Annotated in this window: 25 protein-coding genes; 13 read left to right on the top strand and 12 right to left on the bottom strand. The window is 46.4% G+C overall.

Annotation, left to right across the window (positions count from 1 at the left end; genetic code table 11):
* The first annotated feature begins 881 nt into the window (after nucleotides 1–881).
* On the top strand, nucleotides 882–989 hold the full coding sequence (locus KAI36_RS24860; RefSeq protein WP_158659131.1) for a putative metal homeostasis protein: 108 nt from the start codon (nucleotides 882–884) through the stop codon (nucleotides 987–989).
* A gap of 189 nt (nucleotides 990–1,178) precedes the next feature.
* On the opposite strand, the gene KAI36_RS24855 is transcribed toward KAI36_RS24860, so the two are convergent.
* A complete protein-coding gene (locus KAI36_RS24855) occupies nucleotides 1,179–2,411 on the bottom strand; it encodes a PHB depolymerase family esterase (protein ID WP_220026277.1) in 1,233 nt (410 codons plus the stop codon).
* Between the two features lie 424 nt (nucleotides 2,412–2,835).
* Here KAI36_RS24855 and KAI36_RS24850 point away from each other — a divergent pair, with 424 nt between their 5' ends.
* Complete coding sequence (locus KAI36_RS24850) at nucleotides 2,836–4,320, top strand: phytoene desaturase family protein (protein ID WP_220026276.1); 1,485 nt, start codon at nucleotides 2,836–2,838, stop codon at nucleotides 4,318–4,320.
* A 25-nt stretch (nucleotides 4,321–4,345) separates the two neighbouring features.
* Nucleotides 4,346–4,960 carry a TetR/AcrR family transcriptional regulator gene (locus tag KAI36_RS24845; protein ID WP_013312391.1) on the top strand — a complete coding sequence of 205 codons (615 nt, stop codon included), beginning with the start codon at nucleotides 4,346–4,348 and terminating at the stop codon, nucleotides 4,958–4,960.
* Between the two features lie 68 nt (nucleotides 4,961–5,028).
* Here KAI36_RS24845 and KAI36_RS24840 read toward each other — a convergent pair whose 3' ends face one another.
* Together KAI36_RS24840 and KAI36_RS24835 are read right to left on the bottom strand one after the other, a co-directional pair.
* A complete protein-coding gene (locus KAI36_RS24840; RefSeq protein ID WP_220026275.1) occupies nucleotides 5,029–6,450 on the bottom strand; it encodes an SMI1/KNR4 family protein in 1,422 nt (473 codons plus the stop codon).
* 17 nt (nucleotides 6,451–6,467) lie between these two features.
* Nucleotides 6,468–7,241 carry an SMI1/KNR4 family protein gene (locus KAI36_RS24835; RefSeq protein WP_220026274.1) on the bottom strand — a complete coding sequence of 258 codons (774 nt, stop codon included), beginning with the start codon at nucleotides 7,239–7,241 and terminating at the stop codon, nucleotides 6,468–6,470.
* Between the two features lie 158 nt (nucleotides 7,242–7,399).
* On the opposite strand from KAI36_RS24835, the gene KAI36_RS24830 reads away from it, so the two are divergent.
* Nucleotides 7,400–9,034: a DUF6138 family protein gene (locus tag KAI36_RS24830; protein WP_220026273.1), complete on the top strand. Its 1,635-nt coding sequence runs from the start codon at nucleotides 7,400–7,402 to the stop codon at nucleotides 9,032–9,034.
* 53 nt (nucleotides 9,035–9,087) lie between these two features.
* Here the strand turns inward: KAI36_RS24830 and KAI36_RS24825 are convergent, their stop codons facing one another.
* A complete protein-coding gene (locus tag KAI36_RS24825) occupies nucleotides 9,088–9,747 on the bottom strand; it encodes a hypothetical protein (protein WP_220026272.1) in 660 nt (219 codons plus the stop codon).
* A 154-nt stretch (nucleotides 9,748–9,901) separates the two neighbouring features.
* Between KAI36_RS24825 and KAI36_RS24820 the strand changes: the two genes are divergently transcribed.
* Complete coding sequence (locus KAI36_RS24820; protein ID WP_220026271.1) at nucleotides 9,902–10,111, top strand: hypothetical protein; 210 nt, start codon at nucleotides 9,902–9,904, stop codon at nucleotides 10,109–10,111.
* A gap of 62 nt (nucleotides 10,112–10,173) precedes the next feature.
* On the opposite strand, the gene KAI36_RS24815 is transcribed toward KAI36_RS24820, so the two are convergent.
* The 8 genes from KAI36_RS24815 to KAI36_RS24780 all read right to left on the bottom strand — a co-directional run bounded on the left by KAI36_RS24815 (nucleotide 10,174) and on the right by KAI36_RS24780 (nucleotide 14,151).
* Nucleotides 10,174–10,479, bottom strand: coding sequence for an Imm26 family immunity protein (locus tag KAI36_RS24815; protein ID WP_220026270.1), 306 nt, complete (start codon nucleotides 10,477–10,479; stop codon nucleotides 10,174–10,176).
* Nucleotides 10,480–10,481: 2 nt separating this feature from the next.
* Complete coding sequence (locus tag KAI36_RS24810; RefSeq protein ID WP_220026269.1) at nucleotides 10,482–11,042, bottom strand: hypothetical protein; 561 nt, start codon at nucleotides 11,040–11,042, stop codon at nucleotides 10,482–10,484.
* On the bottom strand, nucleotides 11,026–11,553 hold the full coding sequence (locus KAI36_RS24805; protein ID WP_220026268.1) for an SMI1/KNR4 family protein: 528 nt from the start codon (nucleotides 11,551–11,553) through the stop codon (nucleotides 11,026–11,028). Before KAI36_RS24805 ends, KAI36_RS24810 begins: the two co-directional genes overlap by 17 nt.
* 82 nt (nucleotides 11,554–11,635) lie before the next feature.
* Entirely contained in the window at nucleotides 11,636–12,265 is a 630-nt protein-coding gene (locus tag KAI36_RS24800) for a hypothetical protein (protein ID WP_220026267.1), read from the bottom strand.
* Entirely contained in the window at nucleotides 12,256–12,447 is a 192-nt protein-coding gene (locus KAI36_RS24795) for a hypothetical protein (RefSeq protein ID WP_258382222.1), read from the bottom strand. Before KAI36_RS24795 ends, KAI36_RS24800 begins: the two co-directional genes overlap by 10 nt.
* On the bottom strand, nucleotides 12,444–12,851 hold the full coding sequence (locus KAI36_RS24790; protein ID WP_220026266.1) for a hypothetical protein: 408 nt from the start codon (nucleotides 12,849–12,851) through the stop codon (nucleotides 12,444–12,446). The genes KAI36_RS24795 and KAI36_RS24790 overlap by 4 nt, the downstream gene beginning before the upstream one ends.
* Nucleotides 12,844–13,488 (bottom strand): immunity 50 family protein, encoded by a 645-nt coding sequence (locus KAI36_RS24785; RefSeq protein ID WP_220026265.1) that lies wholly within the window; start codon nucleotides 13,486–13,488, stop codon nucleotides 12,844–12,846. Before KAI36_RS24785 ends, KAI36_RS24790 begins: the two co-directional genes overlap by 8 nt.
* Nucleotides 13,489–13,527: 39 nt before the next feature.
* Nucleotides 13,528–14,151 carry a hypothetical protein gene (locus KAI36_RS24780; protein ID WP_220026264.1) on the bottom strand — a complete coding sequence of 208 codons (624 nt, stop codon included), beginning with the start codon at nucleotides 14,149–14,151 and terminating at the stop codon, nucleotides 13,528–13,530.
* Nucleotides 14,152–14,486: 335 nt separating this feature from the next.
* Here KAI36_RS24780 and KAI36_RS24775 point away from each other — a divergent pair, with 335 nt between their 5' ends.
* From KAI36_RS24775 to KAI36_RS24740, 8 genes are all read left to right on the top strand, one after another.
* Nucleotides 14,487–16,136 (top strand): DEAD/DEAH box helicase, encoded by a 1,650-nt coding sequence (locus KAI36_RS24775; RefSeq protein WP_220026263.1) that lies wholly within the window; start codon nucleotides 14,487–14,489, stop codon nucleotides 16,134–16,136.
* Nucleotides 16,137–16,345: 209 nt separating this feature from the next.
* Nucleotides 16,346–17,248, top strand: coding sequence for a cation diffusion facilitator family transporter (locus tag KAI36_RS24770; protein ID WP_013312377.1), 903 nt, complete (start codon nucleotides 16,346–16,348; stop codon nucleotides 17,246–17,248).
* Nucleotides 17,249–17,339: 91 nt separating this feature from the next.
* Nucleotides 17,340–18,353: an LCP family protein gene (locus tag KAI36_RS24765; RefSeq protein ID WP_220026262.1), complete on the top strand. Its 1,014-nt coding sequence runs from the start codon at nucleotides 17,340–17,342 to the stop codon at nucleotides 18,351–18,353.
* A gap of 150 nt (nucleotides 18,354–18,503) precedes the next feature.
* On the top strand, nucleotides 18,504–19,667 hold the full coding sequence (locus KAI36_RS24760) for an AI-2E family transporter (protein ID WP_220026261.1): 1,164 nt from the start codon (nucleotides 18,504–18,506) through the stop codon (nucleotides 19,665–19,667).
* A 104-nt stretch (nucleotides 19,668–19,771) separates the two neighbouring features.
* Nucleotides 19,772–20,791 (top strand): LLM class flavin-dependent oxidoreductase, encoded by a 1,020-nt coding sequence (locus KAI36_RS24755; RefSeq protein WP_220026260.1) that lies wholly within the window; start codon nucleotides 19,772–19,774, stop codon nucleotides 20,789–20,791.
* Between the two features lie 231 nt (nucleotides 20,792–21,022).
* Nucleotides 21,023–21,916, top strand: coding sequence for an ABC transporter ATP-binding protein (locus KAI36_RS24750; RefSeq protein ID WP_025722201.1), 894 nt, complete (start codon nucleotides 21,023–21,025; stop codon nucleotides 21,914–21,916).
* Nucleotides 21,917–21,928: 12 nt separating this feature from the next.
* Entirely contained in the window at nucleotides 21,929–22,732 is an 804-nt protein-coding gene (locus tag KAI36_RS24745) for a hypothetical protein (protein WP_220026259.1), read from the top strand.
* 87 nt (nucleotides 22,733–22,819) lie between these two features.
* Nucleotides 22,820–23,296 (top strand): glutathione peroxidase, encoded by a 477-nt coding sequence (locus KAI36_RS24740; protein WP_039271605.1) that lies wholly within the window; start codon nucleotides 22,820–22,822, stop codon nucleotides 23,294–23,296.
* The last annotated feature ends 99 nt before the right edge of the window (nucleotides 23,297–23,395 follow it).

Below are 23,395 nucleotides of genomic sequence, written 5' to 3'. Positions count from 1 at the left end.
AGTGAATTCTAAAGTAATGTAGATCTATTTATATAATGTTTTAGGGTAACACTCGGGTAATCCCGAATAGTATATATTTGCATAATGAATTCCTTTAAAGAAAAAGACCCAGACTGCCAAGAATGGGGTCTTTTTTCTTTTGGTATTGCTTTATAGTAAGCAGAATACATTATTAAAGGAAAGAGATTTCGGCAGATAGCATCTCTAGTCAATGTAACGTGAATGTGTATTATTGGAGAGTTCTTTCAGGGCAAGACTGCCAAGTATTGACCCTGAATATCGGTTGAGCTTGCGTAACCCGCCAAATTACCTATTTAAAATGGGTAGCCGATTAGTAATGCTATTAATCGAATAGCCCAGAACAAGCCATAGAAGAACGGACCCCAAGTGACTACCCAGTTGAAGACCAGTTTGAGAGACGGCTTCAAAGTAGTCACTTTGGCTTTGATTCGATTAACAACATTTTTAATATTTAGCATAATGATTCCTTTTGTACACGTACATTAACCCGCTCACCTTTTAATATTGTATATTGTTTGGTGAAGTTTGTTAACTACAAAAATACTTTTTAAAGTGTTTTGATCTTATTTAAGTAATGATGTGATAAGTTCAAAGAATAAAGAAAGACCTGTGAGATGACACTATGCAAAGGGGAATGAGCCCAAGTGACTTCTTACGGGTCCTTTTCAAAAGAAATTATTGTTTTCAATTTCCATCATCTAGAATATATTCTATGAATGTACTACTCCCCCAAAAGCTCTTGCATGCTAGTAGATTTCATTATATAATCTTAAATGATAATGAGAATCATAATCATTAATAACAGTCTTTAGGTGCATGCTCCCAATATGAGCCTAAGTGAATAGGATGGTGATGTGCACATGGCTAAAGCAGATGTGGCAACTGCCAGAAGACAGCTTCAGAGTCCGAACAAGGTAACTCGCAGACGAGCTTTGAGAACGATCAAAGCTGCGAAACGGGCGAAGTAGCAGGTTCCAAGTTAACTGCAAATGGCAATACCAGTGTCAAATTTTTCAGTCTCCTCGTTTTGATATTGCACCTGCTTTCCTAATGGTGGTACACAGGAAGGCAGGTGCCTTTTTTTGAATGATATAAAAAAGCGCCAGGCGGGTATCGAACCGTTCTGGCGCATTATTTTTAGAGCTATGGAAACAATTTTATTTCTTTTGTGCAAACAGCCATTCAATCATATCCTGATTTTGCAGAGCCGGAACCCAGGAGAAGTGTCCTGTAGGTTTGATAATCCCTGCTTCGTATTCAGTGAAGTGAATGAGGTTTCCGTTTTGTGCTTTAATGGCAGCGACCATTTCTTGCGAGTTTTTAGGACTTACTGTGGTATCGTCTGCAGCATGGAAGGCCCAAATCGGAACGTTTTTCAATACCTCGACGTGTGTAGGTTCAACAGGCGCATACATGTTAACGGCTTTTTCATAGTTGGTCAAACCGGCAATCGGCACACCTGCGGCGAACAAGTCAAGATTTTTTTCCAACAATCTCCATGTTCCCATAGCTCCTTGAGAAATACCAACAATATAGATTCGGTTGGTATCGATCGGGTATTTTAACGCCGTTTCACGTACCAAATCGGCTACAGCGCTGTTGCGTGGCTCATCCGCCCAAATGAATTTATGCTCCAGGTCAATCGGGCTTTGTGGAGCGATTACGAAGGATGGGTGTTTGGCTTGCTGCTCAGGAGAAGCCCAAGTAACAGCTCCGGCATTTGCCAGCAGGTTTACTCCGTTTCCGTCACCACGTTCGCCGTTTCCGTGCAGAAACACAACCAGAGGATAGGTTTTGCCGGGCTCTACTTTAGGCTCAAACGTAAAGTAGTTCAGCTTGAAGCCCTCTTTATTTTCAAAGGTGTTTTTTTGGAAATCGTCCACGATCGGTGTAATTTTATCCGTTGCTTTTACAGTCTGTGCAGAGGCTGGAATGACTGTTTTCTTTGAAGTTGCAATATCTTTCTTTTGAGTAATATTATAATTCAACGTGTTGATGCGGTTAACTGCGCTTGTTGCATCATAAGTAAGGGTACTTGCATTTTTATCTTGCGGATCCAGCTCAATTACGACATATTTACCATGAGTACTGCGGTTGGTGATAGCTCCGGTATCATTGGTATATACACCGGTCACAGTTCTGTCTGTATATACATCATTGAGTACAGATTGAACCTGAAAGCTGGAAGTGGATAAGGATGCCCCGTCAATATTGGTGCTGTATTTCAGTACAACAGCAGATACGACTTCACCCAAGGGCTGTACCTGCGTAAGCAGGGTAGCCTGTGGCGCGGGGACATCGGCTGCTGCGGCAGAGCTGGCGGATGGGAAAAAGATCGTAAGCAGGAACACGAAAGATAATAAAACAAGGGCAAAACGTCTTCTTTGCATGAGATTAATCTCCTTTGGTGTCATTTTTTAAAGCGCTTACTACATGTTCGGGATGGTTGACTGTATGCTGTGGAATTCATACAAATCAAAAAAAGGCAAACTCCGGGTACACAAGTGTACTCGGGTTTTGCCTTTTCAGTAACAATCCCACTTGAAGGATAGCACCTTCATTAGATTCTGACAAGTGAAAGCGCTACATTTTTGGATCTTTTTTATAAAAAAAGTTTTACCTTCGCAACGGGAGGATTCTACAAAAATCCTTAAAGCGGCTTGCAATTAGAAGTAGATAGATCGAACTCATTGTATTCTTCTATAGCGGGCAACCAAGATACCGGGCTTTTCAACGGTAATATTGTGGTATATAATCTCCTTAACTTAACACTGTTAACTTATATAACAATGTTAACAAAAGGGGGATGAAATCATGAACCAATACGATGTTATTGTCATCGGCGCAGGACTGGGTGGCTTGTCCTGTGCAGCAAGACTCTCCGCGCTCGGTTACCGAACAGCTGTTTTTGAGAGCCACACTCTGCCTGGCGGTTTCGCAACTGAATTTACAAGAAAGGGCTACACTTTTGATGTCTCCTTGCATGGTGTTGGTGGACTCGAGGAAGGCAGCTTCGGTCGGCTGTTAAAGGACTGCAATGCGGACCAGCGAATTGTTCCTCTCCGCAAAAAGCACCCTTACTCCATTCGTTGGGAAGGGCAGACCATTGATATTCCGTCCGATGTTCAGGAGTATGTGCAGCTCCTCAAAAACATGTTTCCTGCTGAGGTGAAAGCCATTGACAGTCTATTCGGGGGCATTCGCCGTTTTGAAACAGGCTTCTCTGCTTTTTCTTCTCTCACTTCCTGGCGCAAGGCGGCTGGCCTGCTCAAAGCAGGAACCTTCTTCCGCTGGACGCAAATGACTACCTGGGAAGCTGTAAGCCAGTTCGGGTTGTCTGACCGATTCACGGAATTTTTCACCGCGCTGTGGGCCTATTATGGATTGCCTCCAAAGCGGCTTGCGGCCTTGTATTTTTTCATTCCCTGGATCGGCTATCATTTGGAGGGGACGTATTACATTGAGGGAGGCGCACAGGCTTTATCCAATGCACTGGTTGACGCTATTAAGTCAGCGGGAGGAGAAGTTCATCTGCGCAGTCAGGTATCTGAGATTATGCTCGAACGCGGTAAAGCAGCTGGTGTCCGTCTGAAAAAAGGGGATGTATATAAAGCCAACTGGATTGTGTCTGGTATCAGTCCCCATCATACCTATGGCCGCCTACTGGAAAACCATGATGCTGCCCGTCGTGAGCTGGAAGCTGTCAGCAGTTTGGAAACTGGCACGTCTCTCACCCAGCTATATCTGGGATTATCATGTGAACCCCATGAGCTTGGTATCACCGAAGAAGACTTAATCCTACGTAATGAGCTGGATTCGGAGACAGATTATGAAGTTATGATGAGTGGCCAGTATACGAAAGGCAACTGGATGCTCACCAATTATAACGCCATGGACCCTAAGCTCAATGAACCGGGAAAAGGTGTCATCGCAATTACATTTTTGGATAAATTGGAGAACTGGCCTACTGCACGTCCTGAATATAAAGCCAAAAAAGAAGCCGTGACACAACAGATATTGGGATGTCTTGAACAGCTGTATCCGGGTTTTGGCAGCAAGGTAGTGGTGGCCGAGTTGGGCACACCGCGCACGATGCAGCGGTATACCGCTAATCCCGACGGGGCCGTTTATGGCTACGCACAAACGGTCCGGCAGTCCGGTATAAAAAGGCTGAAGCACAAGTCAGCAGTAGACCGTTTGTCATTGGTAGGGGCGTGGACACAGCCTGGGGGCGGGTTTCAAGGGGCTATGAACTCGGGTATAATGGAAGCTGATCGTATCGCCGCCAAATTGGGGTAGGCAGAAAGGGCAAGTACATCTACTCATGAAACATATCAAACGCCGAGAACGTGAAAGCAGTGAAATCCGCCGGAAAATCATTGAGGCCGCCCGGTCGCTTTTCCTGAATCAAGGGTATGCCGAAGTCTCCATGCGCAAAATTGCGGATCAGATCGAATATTCACCAACGACTATTTATCATTATTTTGCCAATAAGGAAGCCGTTGTCCGTGAACTGCTGATAGAAGGAAATACCTTGTTCCTACAGGCTCTTCAGCAGCGTGTGGATGAAGCACAGGCAGCGGGATCGAATGCGCTGGACACACTGAAAACGGTATCTGATGCGTATGTTCGTTTTGGGACGGCTAACCCGGAATATTACAACATCCTGTTTATCAGCAACCTTGAATCTGTAAGCTTGGTCAGCCTTATAGACAGTGGGCGCTTTAAAGGCTTTGAGTTGCTTGAAGCTGGGCTCAAAGCCGCTATGGAGGAAGGCTGCATCATTCAAGGAGACGAGCGCCTGATCGCCAGATCCGTATGGAGTATGCTGCACGGATTGACATCTTTGCTCCTGAATTTTGAACTTCCTATGGCAAAATCCAATGATGAATTGATCGCATTCACTATAGATACTTTCCTCAGGGGGTTAAGCCGCTGACGCAGCGGCTAACTTTCTTTACCTCACATCACTGTACATGTGAATCCGCATACGACCATTCCGAAAGATTAACGAAGTTCCAAATCTGAAAGCTGCTTAAGCACGGCTTCAATACGACGTTTATCTTTTTTGAGCATAACGAGCTGCAAAGAAGCAAGAAGCAGATCTGAGATATTGGCCCAAGCGTCTGCTTCCAGAGCGGGAAGAAGATCCCGATGAATCATAATATCCAGCGCCTCCGCTGCAATTTTCTGATGAAGCTCGCTATCGGATAGCCATTCAATCAACTGCTCAGCTGTAGGACGGGAGTGGGCGAAAAGTATTGCCCAGCCATCCACCGGATGATTGACCTTATCCCGCATCCAGTTAATTACCTGTGGTGAACGAAAATGCTGTAGCTGCCCATTAGCGGTGTATCCTTCTAATTTGTCTTCTGCGCCCGAATGCTGTAGCAGGTGATTGCAAACACATACCAAGCCTTCCTGCTCGGGTAGGCAGCGGGCGCTCAGATAGGCACGTGTGGACGCAAATGCACCCTTAGCATGTAGGGTATTGTTTTGAGCTAAAGATGTCCATGCTTGCGCGGTTTCCGGTTCCCACAAGGAGCGGACCCAATCAGCAGCCCCAATCCCCGCAGTCTCCCCTACCAAAACGGCCCAAGTAGAGAATGGAACCTGGCTATGTTGAATGTTCTGCCAGTGCTGCTCCCAGGCAAGAAAAATATCCTTTGGATCATAGGCTTGAAAAGCCTGCAACACAGCAGGATGATCTACGCCATGCATGGTGGTGTAATGGATCAGCGTCTCCAACGACTGCGCATTCTCCAGCTTCATCGTGCAAAACATGTTCAACCAGCGTTGCCACAGTTGCAGTGGTGGGCTGTTTAGCTGAATGCCATGCTCATCGGCCACTTTAAACCAATCCCATAGCCATAGCCCGTGCAAGGTGAGCATGGTGTCTATATAGGCGGGTAGATTTTCCGCGAGCAGCGTGAACTGGTCCAGCTCGTGATGATAGCAGAACACCGCTGGCTCTGTAGTGGATGTCGCCATATCAAGCAGTATAGGATCACCCGCACCATTATAATTAAGGATCAGATATCGTTGCTCGTCCGCTGCTGAGTCGGTACCTTCCCCATAGGATGTAAAATAGCCAATATACTCATGATTCCAGCCAAACTCTCCTGTGATATCGTCTAGGATACACTGCTCTTGTTCAAGATCATTGCTGTTTTTATATGAACACTCCGGTCCATCAGCTACAATACAGTGTTGGGGGAGACACCATAGTAGATTTAAGCTGCCACACCGCTGTATCAATTCAGACAGGGAGGCAGGCAAAGGCATCTGCAGCCGTTCCTCCAGCTCAGTTAGTTCACCTGTAGAAATCCCCTCGGTCCATTGGTATACCACATCAGGCATCCCACTTTGTCTCAGACGATCAACGATTTGTTCCAGTTTTTCTAAGGTTTGTGCAAAATGTACTGTCATTCGTATTCGTCCTCCTCTTACTCTACCTGACAATGCTCTTTTTGCAAGAATGCTAGAATTTCATCACGAAGTGCTATCGCTTTGGGTTCATAAATGATCGCCACTTCGCGTCCATATGCATAGTTAAAACGCACGTATCCGCCAAGAGTCTGAAGAAAAGCCATGCAGATATGCTCATTTTCAATCCATAGATTTGAGTTAAAATGCTGTTTAAATCGCTGAGCCAATGCTTGTAAGGATGCCGGAGCAAAATTCAGCGCCTGATCGCTCGGATTGTCTGGATTGTAGGCCTCGGCCGTATCCGAGGGACTAAACAGCAGGAATGTAGCGGCTTTGTCTGGGCTGACAGGTTCGAAATAACGGGGGAATGGCTCCGTTCTTCCAAATTCATCCTGTAGTATATGCTCTAATGTCTCTGTGAATGGAACTTGAACATCTAAAGTCTTTGTAGTAATGATCTCCGAGTGTCGTGGCAGCCACAGCAAGCCTTCAACTTGAGGGTGAATCGCTAGGAAGTCACCATCTATGGAGCTGCCGATGACTACGCACTCGCCCAGCTGCTGTGCTGTAATTGGGCAGTTATCATCATGCGTCCACAGTTCGTAATCCGTATAGGATTGCAATAGTTGAGGATCGGGCCATTCAATCATCAGCAGGCCACAATAGGTGCCTGGCCCGTAGCGGGTGAGGAATGCTACATAGGGAGGTGGTAAAGTTATTCCATAGGTATGCTCAAAATTTGTCAGTTCATCGGTAGCCACCGGTGTGTGCTGTGTGGAAACCCAATACATGTAAAATACACCTGCTTTCCGGCACTCTATCTATAGGGATAGAGCCCAAAAGTAAATGAGAGATATGCTATAATCAGGAAATAAAATAGTTATAGATTAGTCTATCTTAATTTCATAGGAACTACAATTTGTGAGGGGACGAAGGAGGAACACATCTTATGACATCAGGGGTACAAGTCTACATAGATCCAATTTTTGAGGCGATTGATGAGGCGTACGCTTCTGAGCAAAAGCGCATCGCCGAATTCCAAATCAAAAGTGTCCTTCACGAAGGAATTCATGAATACTTAAAAGTTACCTGTAAGAAGGATGGGCTGTGGGTGGATACCTACGAACCGTTTGATTGGGATCATCGTAGACCGGATACGAAAATTTCTGGGTTTACAGATGGGGTAACATTGCAGCAGGTACAGGACGAATGGATGCCTATGTTTAGGAAAAAGATAGAGGCGTTATTTAAGTCGGAAGAATTCAGTTCCATGTTCTTTCGTTATCGGCTGGATTTTCATCTGGAAGTAGTCTTGGAGAATAAGGCCAGTCATTTTACATTCTCACTCCTAAATGAAGATAAACGGCAGCACCTGTTAACCACTATCCAACAGTTTGTGGAGCAAAAGCTCGACCCTGCCAGTAAAGCCATCCCGAAGGAAGAGGACGATTTTTTCTTAGTAAGGCACTTGCTTGATCCTCATTTGTACCCTGTAAACGCCCAGCGGATGAATGAGCTGCTGAATCGAATGGATGCCAAAGTGAAGGTCAGCCGCAAGCGTGAGGAAGCATGGAGGTATCAGCTCAACAGTGGCTTAAAGCATTGGGCTGAAGATGAATTTTTGCTGAAGTATGCGGATAGGGAAAAAAGCTATGGGCTGGATTATAAAGTGAAGCCCGATATTCTCCCTTCGGAAATTTCTGCCCCAGGTATGGAGATGTTCCTGCTTACCGCGATGCGGGTGGGCTCGACCGATGCCGATGCACGGCAGAAGTATTTGAAGATTGCTGCACAGCTAGGTTCGGAGCAGGCTTCCGTGTGGCTTGAGAGCGGATCAGGAAGCATCCCAGCGTTATATACAAGCGAGCGAGTCATCTGCCAAGCCAATGATATTTTGCAAACGCTGGAGGTTCAGATTCGTTCAGAGGAAGAAGAAAGCTATAGAGAAGCGCTCGTATATTTATGCGATATTTTAAGAAAGGGCTTTACCAAGGAATATCGGATGAAGTTCAAAAGCAAGGTGAAAAACTACCTGCCTGTACCCAAGTTGGCTAAATCTACGTTACATCGTTTCTTCGCCAATGCTCTTGAATACCCTGCGCTGCATCCGTTGCTGGCTGAATATGCCGAAACCGTAATGGAAGAGTTCAAGTGGTATAACGATGTAGAGCCCGGTGAAAAGTCGGCGATGCCGGGAACCTATGCGGTGATGGGACTGGGCCTAAAAGGAAAGAACTATTTCCCATTAGTGAATCGTTATATGAAGCTGGTGGACAGTGAACATCAGTCCGTACAGGACGGTTACGCGGCTACTTTTGACGAAGCGCATGGGCTAACACCTGACACGATCCCCGTTTGGACGAGAGTTCTACTGGCAGGCAACGAGTCTGCCAAACCACTGAAGTCATCCGGAATCGAAACCGTAGAGCAGGCACAGGTACTGGTGGAGGAGCTTGAGAAGCTGGAGGACTACGAACAAGAGGTGCTTGTTTATCGTATATGGGGTGGCGCGAAGAAACTAAAAAACAGCCTGAAGCAGGCTGTCCCTGAGGTAAAAGAGTTACTGGAGACGCTTATTCCATAAAAGCATCATTGATCTCTGTTTGGCCAACGGCACGAATCAATGCTTCAAGGCTGTCAAAAGTTTGTATGCTCATGTATGGAGGCTCCTCTCTTAGCCGGTGGCTTATGCTGTAGCTTTTGTAATATTCTCAAGATGGCCTGTCGATTCTTCGCATCCTTAATGTACTTGGGAATGGAATGGGAAGCCGTACGCATCATACCGGATGTAGGCTTTTCTCGCAACTCGGCAGAGATATAGGAGAGCAGGTAATTCAGGTGTATCCGGTTAAGAGCCCAGACAGGTTTACCCCGATAGTAATCAAGGAAGTACAGCTGAAGCTGGAAAATAGGGTCTTTTCCGTTTTGGATCACGTCCGTATGCCATTCGCGTGATTGCACACGATGTACCGGAACCTGATTGCGTGTCTCACAGTGCGGACAGTTTATATTCGTATTTTTATGGAGTTTCGTTCGGTCATCATGGATTTCGATATTAAAATACCGCTCGCAATGGTTGCATACGCCGCGTGCATAGAATGTATAAGATTCTGGCTGCTGATACGTGTAGTAACAATGAGAGCATCGAACGACGTAATAACAGTCTTTTTTGGATCTGGAAATAAAAGCTTGGCCCTGACAACGGGGACAGTGAACAGCTACCTGTTCTCCTCTCCTGATCACGGCGCTAAAGTCATATTTATATCCATGTTCATCTTTGAAGCGCTTTTGCTCCATATTCGTTCCCCCCTTTTCGAAAAGAGCGTAAAAACGTAAATTTTATGATTCATATGTTGTAATATTCCTTAACAACATTAACACTTGAAAATAGCCTTATCAATGCACCGAAGGGTGAAAAGGTGAATAGGACGTGCAAAAGGAGAGGGTGAACATGAGCATTTTTACAGGGCTGCAACGTCCGCAGTTTCAGGCTTATTATGATGAGGCAGTCTATGCTTTGAATCTACGCACATGGGGCAATTTTCGGTATGCAGCCCCGGATTTATATAGCCTCGTCGAAGCGTTGGTGGATGAAGAGCGCGTGAAGTCGGTATTGGGGACAGAGTGTACACCATTCTCTTATACGTTCGAGCCCTTTTAGCAGCGTAAATAACCACCTTGGTATCAAACTTCAAGGTGGTTATTTGCGCTGCTATTCTTCTGCTAGTGGTCTTCATATTGGGCTAAATATTGCTGTACCAACTCATATCCAGCCACGCCCATTACAGTATATTGATTATATTCTTCCAGTTCCAGATTGCGTATATATTCATCCCCGCAATACAGATGGCCCGCACAATTAAAATATTTTAGCTGCTGTTGTTCCTCGGATAGAGGGCGCTGATCGATAATAGGCCATACTCCCTTGGTCAGATTTTGGGTGGCGGTGAATATAACTTCAAATCGGCCGTCATGCAGGGGGATAACAAAAATATCGCCTTCCCGATGCTTGATTCTTTTGAACACCATCGTCAGGCCAACTCGTCCTGAATGATCTCTGTTTTTAGACCTTTAGCGCTGGTAATCGTAATGCTGATCGCGTCATAGCCGTTCCGCTTCGCATCTTCAAAATCGCATCGTTCGCCGTTGATCAGCTCTAACTGTCCATTCTCATCCACATCGTCTGCAAACTCGTCATCCCAATCAACATTATAAAAAGCGGTCAAGCTTACCTCGAAAGTATCTTCACCATCTTCGTCCAGATAGGGCAGCAGGGGAGTGCGATTGTTTTGCTGTTCCTTGGTATAAACTTCGCATAGCAGAGCATCGTAACCATGGCGGGTTCCGTCAAAAATCACGATCTGTTCACCTGTGACTGCCTCTTCTGCAATAATGAGCTGGGGTGCAAATTCAGTTCCAGTGATCAGCTCGTCCATAAGTTCTCCATAATAAAAAATGTGGAATTTCGTATGTCCTGCCTGTGAACGAAGCTTACCGGTCCACTCCTGCTCGACCCATGCCTCTGGGTTTTCGGGTACAACCCAACCTTCTAAATAAGCCGGTCCCCAATTAGGGTTATGTATTTCTGTCATCAGTAGGCCTCCCTTTCTGCTCGTTGAGTCGTTCAATTACCTGATTAAAAAACGTTGTAAAGTCTGTTGCCACCAGATACAAATGTCCACATTCGTCCTGCTCTGCAATATTATAGTTCAGTTTGTCATCATAAGCATGAAGATGTGTGCGGTCCCAGTAGTACACATACGGGGTGTATTCATTACATATTAGAACGTAAAAATTGTCGCCCGCATCTGCACCAATCAACAAAGCGTTCTCGACATGATTGATTTCATCCAGAAATTCATCATTAATCGCTAGAAGGTCATGATTTTTGTTGGATACCTCATATCCGAAAAAACAAGTCAAATCAATGTCTCCGTTATCCACGCGATCGAAGGGCACATTGCAATAAAAAGGGGCGGCTACATAAAAACCGTTATATTGTGAAAGAAAACGTGTATAGCCAGCGGGCAATATATGCTGTATCTGTTCCTCCAATGCCGCGATCTGGGCAGGCGAAAGCCCTGATTCAATTGCGAATGGCATCAACAACCAGCCTCCTTGATCCTAGTAAACCATAGACCTCTTTTTGGAAATGAGAAGACGCAGCGGTGCATCGTTTGTGAGATCATGTCATGGATAGGGTGACGATTTTGTTGTCCTCATCCACATCTACTTTCACATTCACTCCCAGCTTGTCCTTAAACAGCTTACTGATATTGATATAGTCATCCTTTACCGCACGGCTTGATCTACCGGTCGTGCGAGTCATCCCAGCGGTGATGATGGAACGGACGTATGTTTTATCGAGCTTGGCTTTGGGATTATAGGTATAAATAATCTGTTCCTGCTGATTGTAATAATGGGTTAATTCCGTGTAGTCGCTAGCATTCTCATACTGCTTTTCCTCACGCACATACTCAGGATGGTCCATGGTGTAGTGGACTCCCCCGTCCAGAAAAGGATTTTCCTTGGAGGGTCGGAGTTCATATTGTCCATACGCCAGTTGAAACAGATACTCTATGCCTGAGCCCTCCGCCTGATAGTAGAGCTGACGATTGTCCCCTTTTTTATCTATAGCGGTATAGCTGCTGATTAAAGGCCAGGCATCATACTTTTTATCCTCTACCTCAATGGCAAGCTTGTAATGTACAAGCACCTTTTCATTTTGAAATAATCCAAAGCTACTCATAATAAAATAGGCAGGCACACATATAATCCCGATAATCAATATGAATATAAATATTCTTACACGCATAAGTAGAGTGATTCTCCTTTGGTTGTCGATGATGTGGACAGCTCCCGTTTGGCAGATGCACCGAATTCCTCATGCTGCAATAATTGCTTCAGAGCATGTTGTGCGAAAGGCATACCTTTATGTGCGCGAAGCAGTGCAAAAGCGGCCCCCTTGACTAAGATATATGTATCACTGCGGATCAACTCTCATGTCTGTAGTTCGATAAAGCTTCTTCCGGTCCGCCACCCTCCAGCAGTACCATAACCGCATAGGAGATCGTATCAATCCAATCGTCGAGGGTGTTGATCTGCTCTACGGTCAGCAGGTTGTTTCGCTGCAGCATACTGTCAGGATATAATGCCCATGCCCGTGTATATTGGCAAATCCCCCACAGAGCGGCAATCAGCTCCTGTTCTACGGATGGTTTCTCCAACTCATCTGCGAGAACTTCAATGATGGTCATCAGCTCATGGAAATTATCCTCAATTAGTTCTCCCTGGAAGGGGCGGAGCATCCCTAGAAATCCGTTTTGCATTTTGGGATGATCTAGATCATCGTGAATAAAAGAATGACAACGTAATAGCTCACGAGCCTCCTGTTTATTCATTCAGTTCCTTAATCTCTGCGTGGATACCTCTGCACAGAAAGCTACCTGACAGTCCCGATAAGGCATCGATATCAACGACCATGTCTGCTTCTTCATAACGGAAATCAAGCTGCAAGATGATGTTTTCTGTTTCTACAGGAGTTAATACATGCTCTTTGGTTTCCAGAAATGTAAAAGTCACTGCATAGCGTGGGACGTCTTTTACTGGAGCTTCAGGGATTACAGGTGCCTCAGCCGAAGGCTCCAGATCCGGTGATTTAGGGACAAGCACGCTAGCGTAGGATAGCTCAATCGTCAGCGTAATCTGGTCTTTCGTCATATTAGCAGCTGTAATTCGGTCATAATGAAAGGGAGGGAAATAGCCGAGCTTCTCGACAATGCTGTCTGCTCCTTGAATAGAAACGGTTGGAGAGAAAGCCAGTTCCAGTCCGATGGACCCTGCCAGTTGGTCTTCATATTCTGGATTGATACGTACAAGGGCTTGTTCCGGCTCTACTTTCAAAATCGTGCCTATAAAATACTGTTTGCCATGAATCAGAACAATATCATGCGGAACGAACGGCAACGCTCCCCCGGCTTGATAATGAATGAGATATTCGTTCTCTTTTTTTTCAACCTTTTGAATTTGAATTTGCATAAATTGCAGCCTCCTGGGGTTAATGGTATGACGGATTGTTTAAGTGTGTGGTAAAGGGAACGGAGTCCACGATTGAAAAACATACTTCATATCCGGGGTATCCTGTTCGAGCACAAATGGAAGAATATCCATAATAGCGCGTGCTTTACTGCCAGCATAAAAGTTACGCGAGCTGTGTAGCAGCTTGTTTGCCTTTAACCACTGGCTCAGCTTCATCATAACGTCTTCGACGATTGCTTGGTCGATACTTTCATAAACGTCCTGACGGATTGAAACGAGCATGCCGCAATGATTAGAAGATTGGCACAGGGGGTCATTGGACAAAAGAATGTACACTTCCGGCGTTGTCCCTTTGTTATAGGATGATTTGATACTGGGAGCCTCGATAGCTAGCATCAGCGGAATCAATTCATCATCGCTTACAATACGAAGCAACTCCTGCTTGTCCCAGCGAATCTTACCGTGTTTGGCCTTTTTAGCCCCGGCTTGATAGACTGACACACGGGTATTGCGGATTCCTGATATATTCAGGAGTGTTTCAAAACAATCGAACAGGTTAGTAAAGCACTCTTCGGCAAACAAAGTGTGCTTCTCCGACAAGGAACCGGTCATTATGAAATTATAATGCAGGTTGTTAACCACAAGCATCCATCCTTTATTCATGAATTACCAATTCATATACCATAATATATGACATGAAGATCGAATTCACCTTTTACATTGGCTGTGGTACTGTTCATTAAAATCGTTTGGAAACCAGTTCAACTTCGCGTATACTAGGAAAGTCATAGATGGAACGGGCCTGAGCCGCATTGCGGCCGTATGTTGGTTACATGAACAGATTCAACGATAACGGATAAGCTCCCTTCCTGAAAAGGGTAGAATGAGAACCGATACAAAAATGGGAATTCTGAACTATGGAACGATAGATGTCATATGGCACATGAACCTATTTTACGTGACACATATTGAATACAGATAAGGGAAGTGAATACAACTTGAAGAATTTTGCAGCATTAGGCGTAGAGCAGCATTGGGTAGAAGCCTTGAAAGAACAGGGAATTTCATCCCCAACTCCTGTACAGCAGGAGTCGATTCCACTGTTGATGGAAGGTCAGGATGTTATCGCCGAGGCACATACGGGAACAGGGAAGACGCTTGCGTTTTTACTGCCGATTCTACAAAAGCTGAATTTGGATAAGCGACACCCGCAGGCGCTCGTGATTGCGCCTACGCGTGAATTGGCGCTCCAAATTACAGAGGAAGCCAACAGATTGGCTGCGACGGAGCCAAGTTTGTCTTTACTGGCTGTTTATGGAGGACAGGACGTAGAGCGTCAGCTTCGTAAACTGAAAGGCGGCGCACAACTGATTATTGGTACACCTGGGCGACTGCTGGATCACCTGAGACGTGGCACGCTGGATTTGGGTGGTATTAAAATGCTGGTCCTGGATGAAGCCGACCAAATGTTACACATGGGCTTTTTGAACGATGTGGAGACGATTCTTCAGGAGGTTCCTTATCGGAGACAGACGATGCTGTTCTCGGCTACGATGCCAGCCGGTATTCGCAAGCTGGCTCGTGTATATATGAACGAACCCGTAGATGTCAAAGTGAAATCCGCTTCTTCCGTTCCGGTGAGCCAAATCCGTCAGGTCGTTGTGCAAACAACAGACCGTGGTAAGCAACAGGCATTGGTGGATATGCTGAATACGGATCGTCCGTACTTGGCTGTTATTTTCTGCCGTACGAAGCGCCGGGCTGCCAAACTGAACGAAGAGCTGCAAGAGATGGGCTTTGAGAGCGGTGAGCTCCACGGAGATTTGTCCCAGAACAAGCGGGAGCAAGTGATGAAGGCGTTCCGTGAAGCGAAACTCCAATTGCTCGTAGCGACTGATGTAGCTGCGCGCGGCCTGGATGTAGAAGGCGTCACGCATGTCTTTAACTATGACATGCCGCAGGATGCCGAAAGCTACATCCACCGCATCGGGCGTACCGGCCGTGCCGGAGGCAAAGGAGTGGCGGTGACGCTCGCTACGCCAAGGGATGTTCCAGAGCTTCGGAACATCCAGAAAGTTGCTGGTGTCACATTCACCAGCAGTGAGGGCGGCGGACAGCGTAGACCTGCTTCCGATACGGCTGATCGGCAGGGTCGAGAACGCCGCTCGGGCAGAAACGACCGCCGTTCCTACGGCGGCAACGACTCCGGCGGTGGACGCCGAGGCAGCGGCCGCGAACAGGCGGGCCGTCGTGATGCCACAGGCGGCGAACGTCGCTCTAGCCGCGGCAGTAGCGAGCGCGGCGGGTATGACCGCAGCAGCGGCGGTTCCGCACGCGGAGGTCAAGGCCGCGCGGCAGGGCAAAGCAGCGAGCGCGGTGGATATGACCGCAGCAGCGGTGGTTCTGCACGCGGAGGCCAAGGCCGCTCGGCAGGACAAAGCAGCGAGCGCGGTGGATATGACCGCAGCAGCAGTGGTTCTGCACGCGGAGGCCAAGGCCGCTCGGCAGGACAAAGCAGCGAGCGTGGCGGATATGACCGCAGTAGCGGCGGTTCTGCGCGCGGAGGCCAAGGTGGCCGCGGTGGACAAGCCAAAGGCGGCCCGCGTGGTGGTCAAGGACAAGGAGGCCGTCGCGGACGGTCCAGATAGATAAAACAGGAGTATTCTCATAGAATACTCCGCTATGGTTATCATAATAGCCCCGGGGAGGCTCATCTTCCGGGGCTATTGTAATCTTCACCCATACCGCTTGAAGGAGCAGCACCATAAGATGACATGAGCAGCGTAGCTACCTTGAAATAAACGATTAGCGTTTAGGATACATTTTTCAAAAGATAAATTTGGAGGGGTTATACATCATGCAGGAACAGGATATGGGCAAGCGCGCCATGGTCTCAGCATGGATCAGCTTGATTAGCAACATCCTATTAACCGGCATTAAAATTATTACAGGACTTATGTTCAACAGCAAGGTGCTGGTGGCCGATGGTGTGCATAATGCCGGGGACGTGATTGCCTCTGCAACGGCACTGGGAGCGATGCGCATATCCAGCCAGCCGCCGGATGAGGATCATCCTTATGGTCACGGCAAAGCAGAAGTGATCGGTGCAAGCGTGGTGGCGGTCATATTGTTTGGAGCGGGCATATTTATCGGCTATCATTCGATTGCAGCACTGTTCGAACCGATGCCACAGGAGCATATACTGGCATTGGTGGCCGCCATTATTTCCTTGCTCTGGAAACAGTGGTTGTATATCTACACGATTCGTATCGGGAGAGCGGCCAATAGTCAGGGTCTTATTGCAACGGCAAAAGATCATCTCGCTGATGTTTACGCCTCTGGGGCTGCTGTACTGGGTATCGGTTTGGGGCTGATTGGGGAGCACTGGAGCATTTCAATCTTATCCTACGGCGACCCTATTGCGGGATTCGTAGTGGCATTGCTAGTTCTGAAATTGGCGTGGGAAATGGGCCGTGAATCCATAGATGTGCTTATGGAAAAAGCTATTGCAACAGAGGAGATTGAAAGCTACGCCGCAGCCGCACTGAGTGTAGCCGAGGTTCAACGTATTGACCGTATCCGTGCCCGTGAGCACGGCCATTATATTATCGTGGATATCCGCGCTTCAGTGGATGCCTCTTTGACGATTCAGCAGGGACACGATATTATCCGACTGATTAAGGGGGCTGTCATGAAGCGGGAACCGCGGGTTTATGAGGTGCTTGTCCATTTGAATCCATGGTATGCGGACGATCACTAGAACAGACGACGCGAATTGACAGATAACTTGCAGGGAGGGTATGCTTTTAAAAGCCGAACGATGATGAATAAAAGCGAGGTTACCCGAAAATATGCGAAAATTTTTAAAATGGTTAGGCATTTCTGTGACTGCGGCGGTTCTTTTAGTGGGCGGATATTATACGTATTCTATATATCATTTTACGAATCAAATTTCGGTTGCTTCCGGACAGGATTCGAAATTCAAACCGCAGGCACAAACTCAAACCAATGTACAACCTGTAGAGGTATCGCTCCCACCAGAATGGGATGGGACAGAAAGAGTGAATATTCTGCTACTAGGCGGCGACTCCCGTGGAGAGGATTCAGGGCGTTCTGACTCCGTTATGGTTGCTTCTATTGATCCGGTTACGAAAAAGGCTACACTTATGTCGATTCTTCGTGATACGTACGTCAATATCCCAGGTCATGGGCAAAGTAGATTGAATGCTGCTTTTTCCTACGGTGGACCAGACTTGACCAGACAGACCGTGAGCGACCTGTTGGGGATACCGATTCAATATTATGTATATACTGATTTTAGTGGCTTTATTGCGCTGGTTGATTCTGTGGGTGGTATTGACCTGGATGTCGAAAAAGATATGCACTATACCTCCAAGGCAGATAAACACCAGTTTGATATTGATTTGAAAAAGGGAATGCAGCACATGGACGGTAAAACAGCCTTGCAATATGTACGCTTCCGTCATGATGCGACTTCCGATTTTACGCGTACGGAGCGGCAACGCAAATTCATTACCGAGCTTGGCGGTAAAATTCAGTCAACCTCATCTCTAATTAAACTGCCAAGTATTTTAAATAGCATTTCTCCTTATATTGAAACGAATCTCAGTACTACGGAAATACTGCAATTGGCTTCATTGGGCTTTAATATCGATGCAACAACAGTAGCGAAGCAGCAAATCCCGCCGAATGAATTGGTGCGCGGGGCAACCATTAAGGGTGCGCAGGTGTTGGGTGTGGACGAAAGAAAGCTCAAGCGCTTCATACAGAATCTTTTTGAACAGGAGAACAAACCTGTGACCACGACGGTGGATGCTACAACTACAATAAATGATACTCCATAACCTTCGAAAGCAAGCGAAGTTTGTACGATGACGTACAACTTTGTTTGCTTTTGTGTTTATTTGGGTATAACCTTGTATATTTTGTTCCAAAATTATATCGTATCTATGAAGAACGTATACTCAATTGTGTAAAGAGAAGGGGAATGTGGTGTGGAAATAACTCCGGCATGGAAAGACCGATTCAAGAAGTTTTTTCTGAACAACAAGTTTGTGTTATTCCTGCTGGTACTGCTGCTGATCGGCTTGAATATCTTGGTGCTTACCAAAATTTCATACATATTCACACCTGTCATAGTGCTGCTGAAAACGATAATTCTCCCTGTCATTTTATCCGGCGTCTTGTACTATCTGCTCAATCCATTGGTTGATGTACTGGAGCGCAATAAGGTGAAACGAATATACTCCATTATTGTACTGTTTTTGCTCATTATAGGGGTTATTGCGATTGTGGTTACATCGGTGGTACCTGTAATCCGCGATCAAATACAGGGGCTTATCCAGAATTTTCCTGCCTATAGCGAGCAAGTACAACGACAATTCGAGAAACTGATCGGCAGCGATTTTGTAAACCAGTTCCAGAACACCATTCAAATTAATCCATCTGAGCTGGCCTCCAAAGCTTCTGAAAAGTTATCTAGCTTTATTAATAATGCATGGACGGGTGTGGGCAGCTTCTTGGGCGTGGTTACAGAAACTGTACTTGCGATTGCCACGGTTCCATTTATTCTGTTCTACTTGCTAAAAGATGGACACAAGCTGCCACAGTTTATCTTGAAAATGCTCCCGCCTATGTTTCGTAAAGAAACAGACCGCATTATGACCGAAATGAACCATCAGGTCAGTTCCTATATTCGTGGGCAGATTATTGTCAGCTTCTGTATTGGGGCGCTGTTGTATATTGGTTATCTAATCATTGGATTGGACTACTCTCTGACGCTTGCAGTCATTGCGTCCTTTACGAGCGTTGTCCCCTACTTAGGTCCCGTCATTGCCATTACACCTGCGTTAATTGTAGCCTTGGTCACCTCACCAATTATGCTGCTCAAGATGGTTATCGTATGGACAGTCGTACAGCTCATTGAGGGTAAATTTATTTCTCCACAAATTATGGGCAAATCTCTTCGAGTACATCCGATCACGATTATCTTCGTTATTCTGACGGCAGGCAATTTGTTTGGTGTGGTGGGAATCGTACTGGCGGTTCCAGGTTACGCTGTCTTGAAAGTAATCGTTACACATCTGTACAGTTTCTTTAAAAAGCGTTCGCATCTCTATGAGGCGGATAAAGTGAACACAAGTCTTTACGAAAAATAAACTTTTCTACTATAAAATCGATATTGACCCCTCTTGGGTAACTGTGGCTTTGCGTGCTATAATTAATGTCTATCCTTATTCCAAAATAGAAAGGTCAGACTTTTATGATAAAACTCAGCATTCTTGACCAATCTCCGGTATCGGAAGGCATGACGCATGCACAAGCATTACAAAAGACCGCTGAGCTTGCTATAGAGGCGGAACGCTTGGGTTATCATCGCTTTTGGGTATCAGAGCATCATTCTGCCGCAAATCTTGCAGGCTCCAGTCCGGAGGTACTGATTTCGCATCTGGCTGCCCGTACCTCAACCATTCGAGTGGGGTCAGGTGGTGTGATGCTGCCCCATTACAGCGCTTATAAAGTTGCGGAAAACTTCCGTGTGTTGGAGGGGGTGTATCCGGGACGCATTGATGTGGGTCTGGGACGAGCGCCTGGAGGAATGCCCATTGCTACCAGAGCACTGCAAGAAGGCAAAATGCGGGGTGGTGTTGATCTGTACCCTGAGCAGTTGGATGACCTGTTAGCTTATTTGCATGACAGCACGGGCCATGATCACCGTTTCGGTTCGCTACAGGCGATGCCGCTCATAGAAACTGTACCGGAAATGTGGTTGCTCGGCTCAAGCGGTGATAGCGCAGGTCTGGCAGCCGAGCGTGGCGTGGGCTTTGCGTTCGCGCAGTTCATTAATGGTGAAGGCGGCACAGGGGCTATGAAGGAATACCAGGAAAGCTTCCAGCCTTCCCAGCATAGTGACCAACCGCGTTCGCTTGTTGCCGTATTTGCGATCTGTGCGGATACCGAAGAGGAGGCGAATCGGTTGGCTTCCAGTATGGACTTGTCTCTTGTACTATTAGAGCAGGGAATGCGCTCCGCTGGAACACCTTCCGTCGAAAAGGCACTGGCGTATCCGTATACGCCGTTTGACCGGATGCGTATTCGTGAGAATCGCAAACGTATGGTGGTCGGTTCGCCCGAACAGGTGAAGCGTCAGATTGAGCAATTAAGTAAGGACTATAATGCCCAGGAGATCATGGTTGCGAGCATTATTCACGACTTTGATGCCAAAATGAAATCTATACGTCTCATGGCTGAAGCATTTGGACTGTCTTCTGTACGGTCATAATGCGATCCGCCGGATTTAAAAGATCACAGCTTCGAGGAGCTGTGATCTTTTTTTGAATTTTTTGAGGAAATATTCGATGATATGCACTGTATGATATAGGAAATAAACCAGTTAACACTTGATAATGATTATCAATATCTTTATTATATAAAGATAGAATGAAGTTTTGATGAAAGTCGTGCGTTAAGCCCGTGACTATATATATTGGATAAGGGAAAGGGATGATTCCAAATGTTTCGTCTGAAAACGGCAAATCTGGATATTGCTTATGAAGATCGATTGATTGTAGAAGATCTGAACGTAGAAATACCTCAAGGGAAAATCACAGCCTTGGTGGGCGCAAATGGTTCTGGCAAGTCCACCATTCTGAAGACGATGGCTCGCATCATGAATCCTAAGGGCGGCAGTGTTCTGCTTGACGGTAAATCCATTCATAAGCAATCCACCCGGGAAGTAGCTAAACAGCTGGCTATTTTGCCACAAAATCCGACTGCACCGGAAGGATTAACCGTGACGGAACTGGTATCTTACGGACGTTTTCCCTATCAAAAAGGTTTTGGGTCCATGAAAGCGGAAGATCGCAAAATGGTAGAATGGGCCATTCAAGTAACGGGAATGAGCGAGTTCCACGATCGTCCGATTGATCAGCTTTCTGGTGGTCAGCGTCAGCGTGCCTGGATTGCTATGGCGCTTGCGCAGGATACGGATATTTTGTTTCTGGATGAGCCGACGACATTTTTAGATATGGCGCATCAACTGGAAGTGTTGCATTTGCTAGAGTATCTGAATACTTCGGAGGAGCGCACCATTGTTATGGTCGTGCATGATTTGAACCATGCCGCCCGGTATGCTCAGCATATGATTGCGATCAAAAAAGGGAAAGCCGAGGCGGTAGGAACTCCAACTGAGGTTATGTCCCCTGATGTGCTGCGTGAGGTGTTCGGGATCGAAGCGGATATTGTAACAGATCCTCGTACGGGTGTACCGCTCTGTCTTCCGTATGCTTTGGCTGGACAGCCTGCGGTAAGCCAAGCAGTAAAAGAAATGAATATGGAAGATAAGCAACCTGTGGGTTCTGTTGCTGAGCGACGTGATGCTAGAGCACAAGTAGCGGCAAGAGGTTAAAGAGGACATACCATGAGACCACTGGATTACGATCAACTTGAGCAACTAGCGAAAATAGTGAGAGTCACGCCGGAGGATGCAGTATATTCCGGGCCAGTGGCCGAATGGCTTGAACCAGAGAAAATCCGCTCTGTGATGGAGTATTACGGCGATCTTCTACGTGCTGAAGACGATTTAACCGCAGCCGTTTATTTTGTGAACCAGTTGCGTGGTCTCGTGTTTGCGCAGCATTTTATGGTGTCTCTGTGTGAACGCCGTCTGGATCTGTCCGTTTCCAATCTCAGATTTCATATTTGTTATGAAGGTCAATATCCTTCTATTAGCCTCCAGGTCATCGACCTAACAGAGCTGGACAATACGCGGAACAATGGGGATGACCATTCTTCCGAACAGGCTCAGCAAGTATTACGTGACTTTTACAGTTTGCAGATGCGGCCCATATTGGAGGCAATAGCTGCAGTGGGGAGCGCATCTATTGGGCAAATGTGGGGACAGTTTCCGTTGACATTGCTGTATTTTAAGGATAGAGTACAGCCATTGTTGACTGATCCTCAGGATGTGGAGCGCTTCGAACAAGATTATATGTATGTGACACGTGAGCTGAAGGGAGAGGTATTCGGGCGTAAAAGAAATCCATTTACGGTTCGTCTCATTGAATTGGACAATCCTTACCGCCCCGGTGAAAATACCTACATGAAACCGTCCTGTTGCCAATATTACAAGACAGGTGGAGGTCAGCGGTATTGTTATGCTTGCCCAAAAATGTCCGCTTCCGAACGCGAAGAACGCAGACTTGAAGTGATGGCATCACGGTAAAGTCACTGTGGATGTTGGCATGTCCGTCACGTTTTGGTTAAAATAGGTTATGTAACCTAAACCAAGCGACACGAAGGAGGATGCTGTATGTCTGTCTATTCACATAATGCCGTAACACCAGCGAATCAGGAGGTTTCTCTGGATACTTACACCGGTAAGGTGCTGGTTATTGCGAATACCGCCAGTAAATGCGGACTTACCCCGCAATATGGGGATTTGCAAAAGCTTTATGACGAATATAAGGATCGGGGATTAGTTGTATTAGGATTTCCTTGCAACCAATTTGGCGGTCAGGAGCCGGGCAGCAGCGAGGAAGCGGCTGAATTTTGCCAACTGAATTACGGGGTTAGTTTCCCGGTATTCGCCAAAGTGGACGTCAACGGACCGGATACAGCGCCTCTGTTTGAATATTTGAAAAAGCAACAGCCTGGAGAACAGGAAGATGGGACAATTCAGTGGAATTTCACGAAATTCATTGTGAATCGTGAAGGTGTACCTGTGGGTCGTTTTGAACCGAAGGAGTCACCAGAAGCGATGAAAGCAGCTATTGAGCAATTGCTATAGTAGCTTCGCTTTACTTCCAACGTATATGTTTAAAAAGGGTCTGATTTCCGGAATGTCTCCGGGAAACGGTCCCTTTTTTGTTCTCTACATATGCATTTG

Origin of the sequence: Paenibacillus sp. S02 (assembly GCF_019454065.1) — a bacterium.
In the GTDB taxonomy this organism is placed as follows: domain Bacteria; phylum Bacillota; class Bacilli; order Paenibacillales; family Paenibacillaceae; genus Paenibacillus; species Paenibacillus polymyxa_B.
This window is presented reverse-complemented; position numbering and strand designations above follow the sequence as displayed.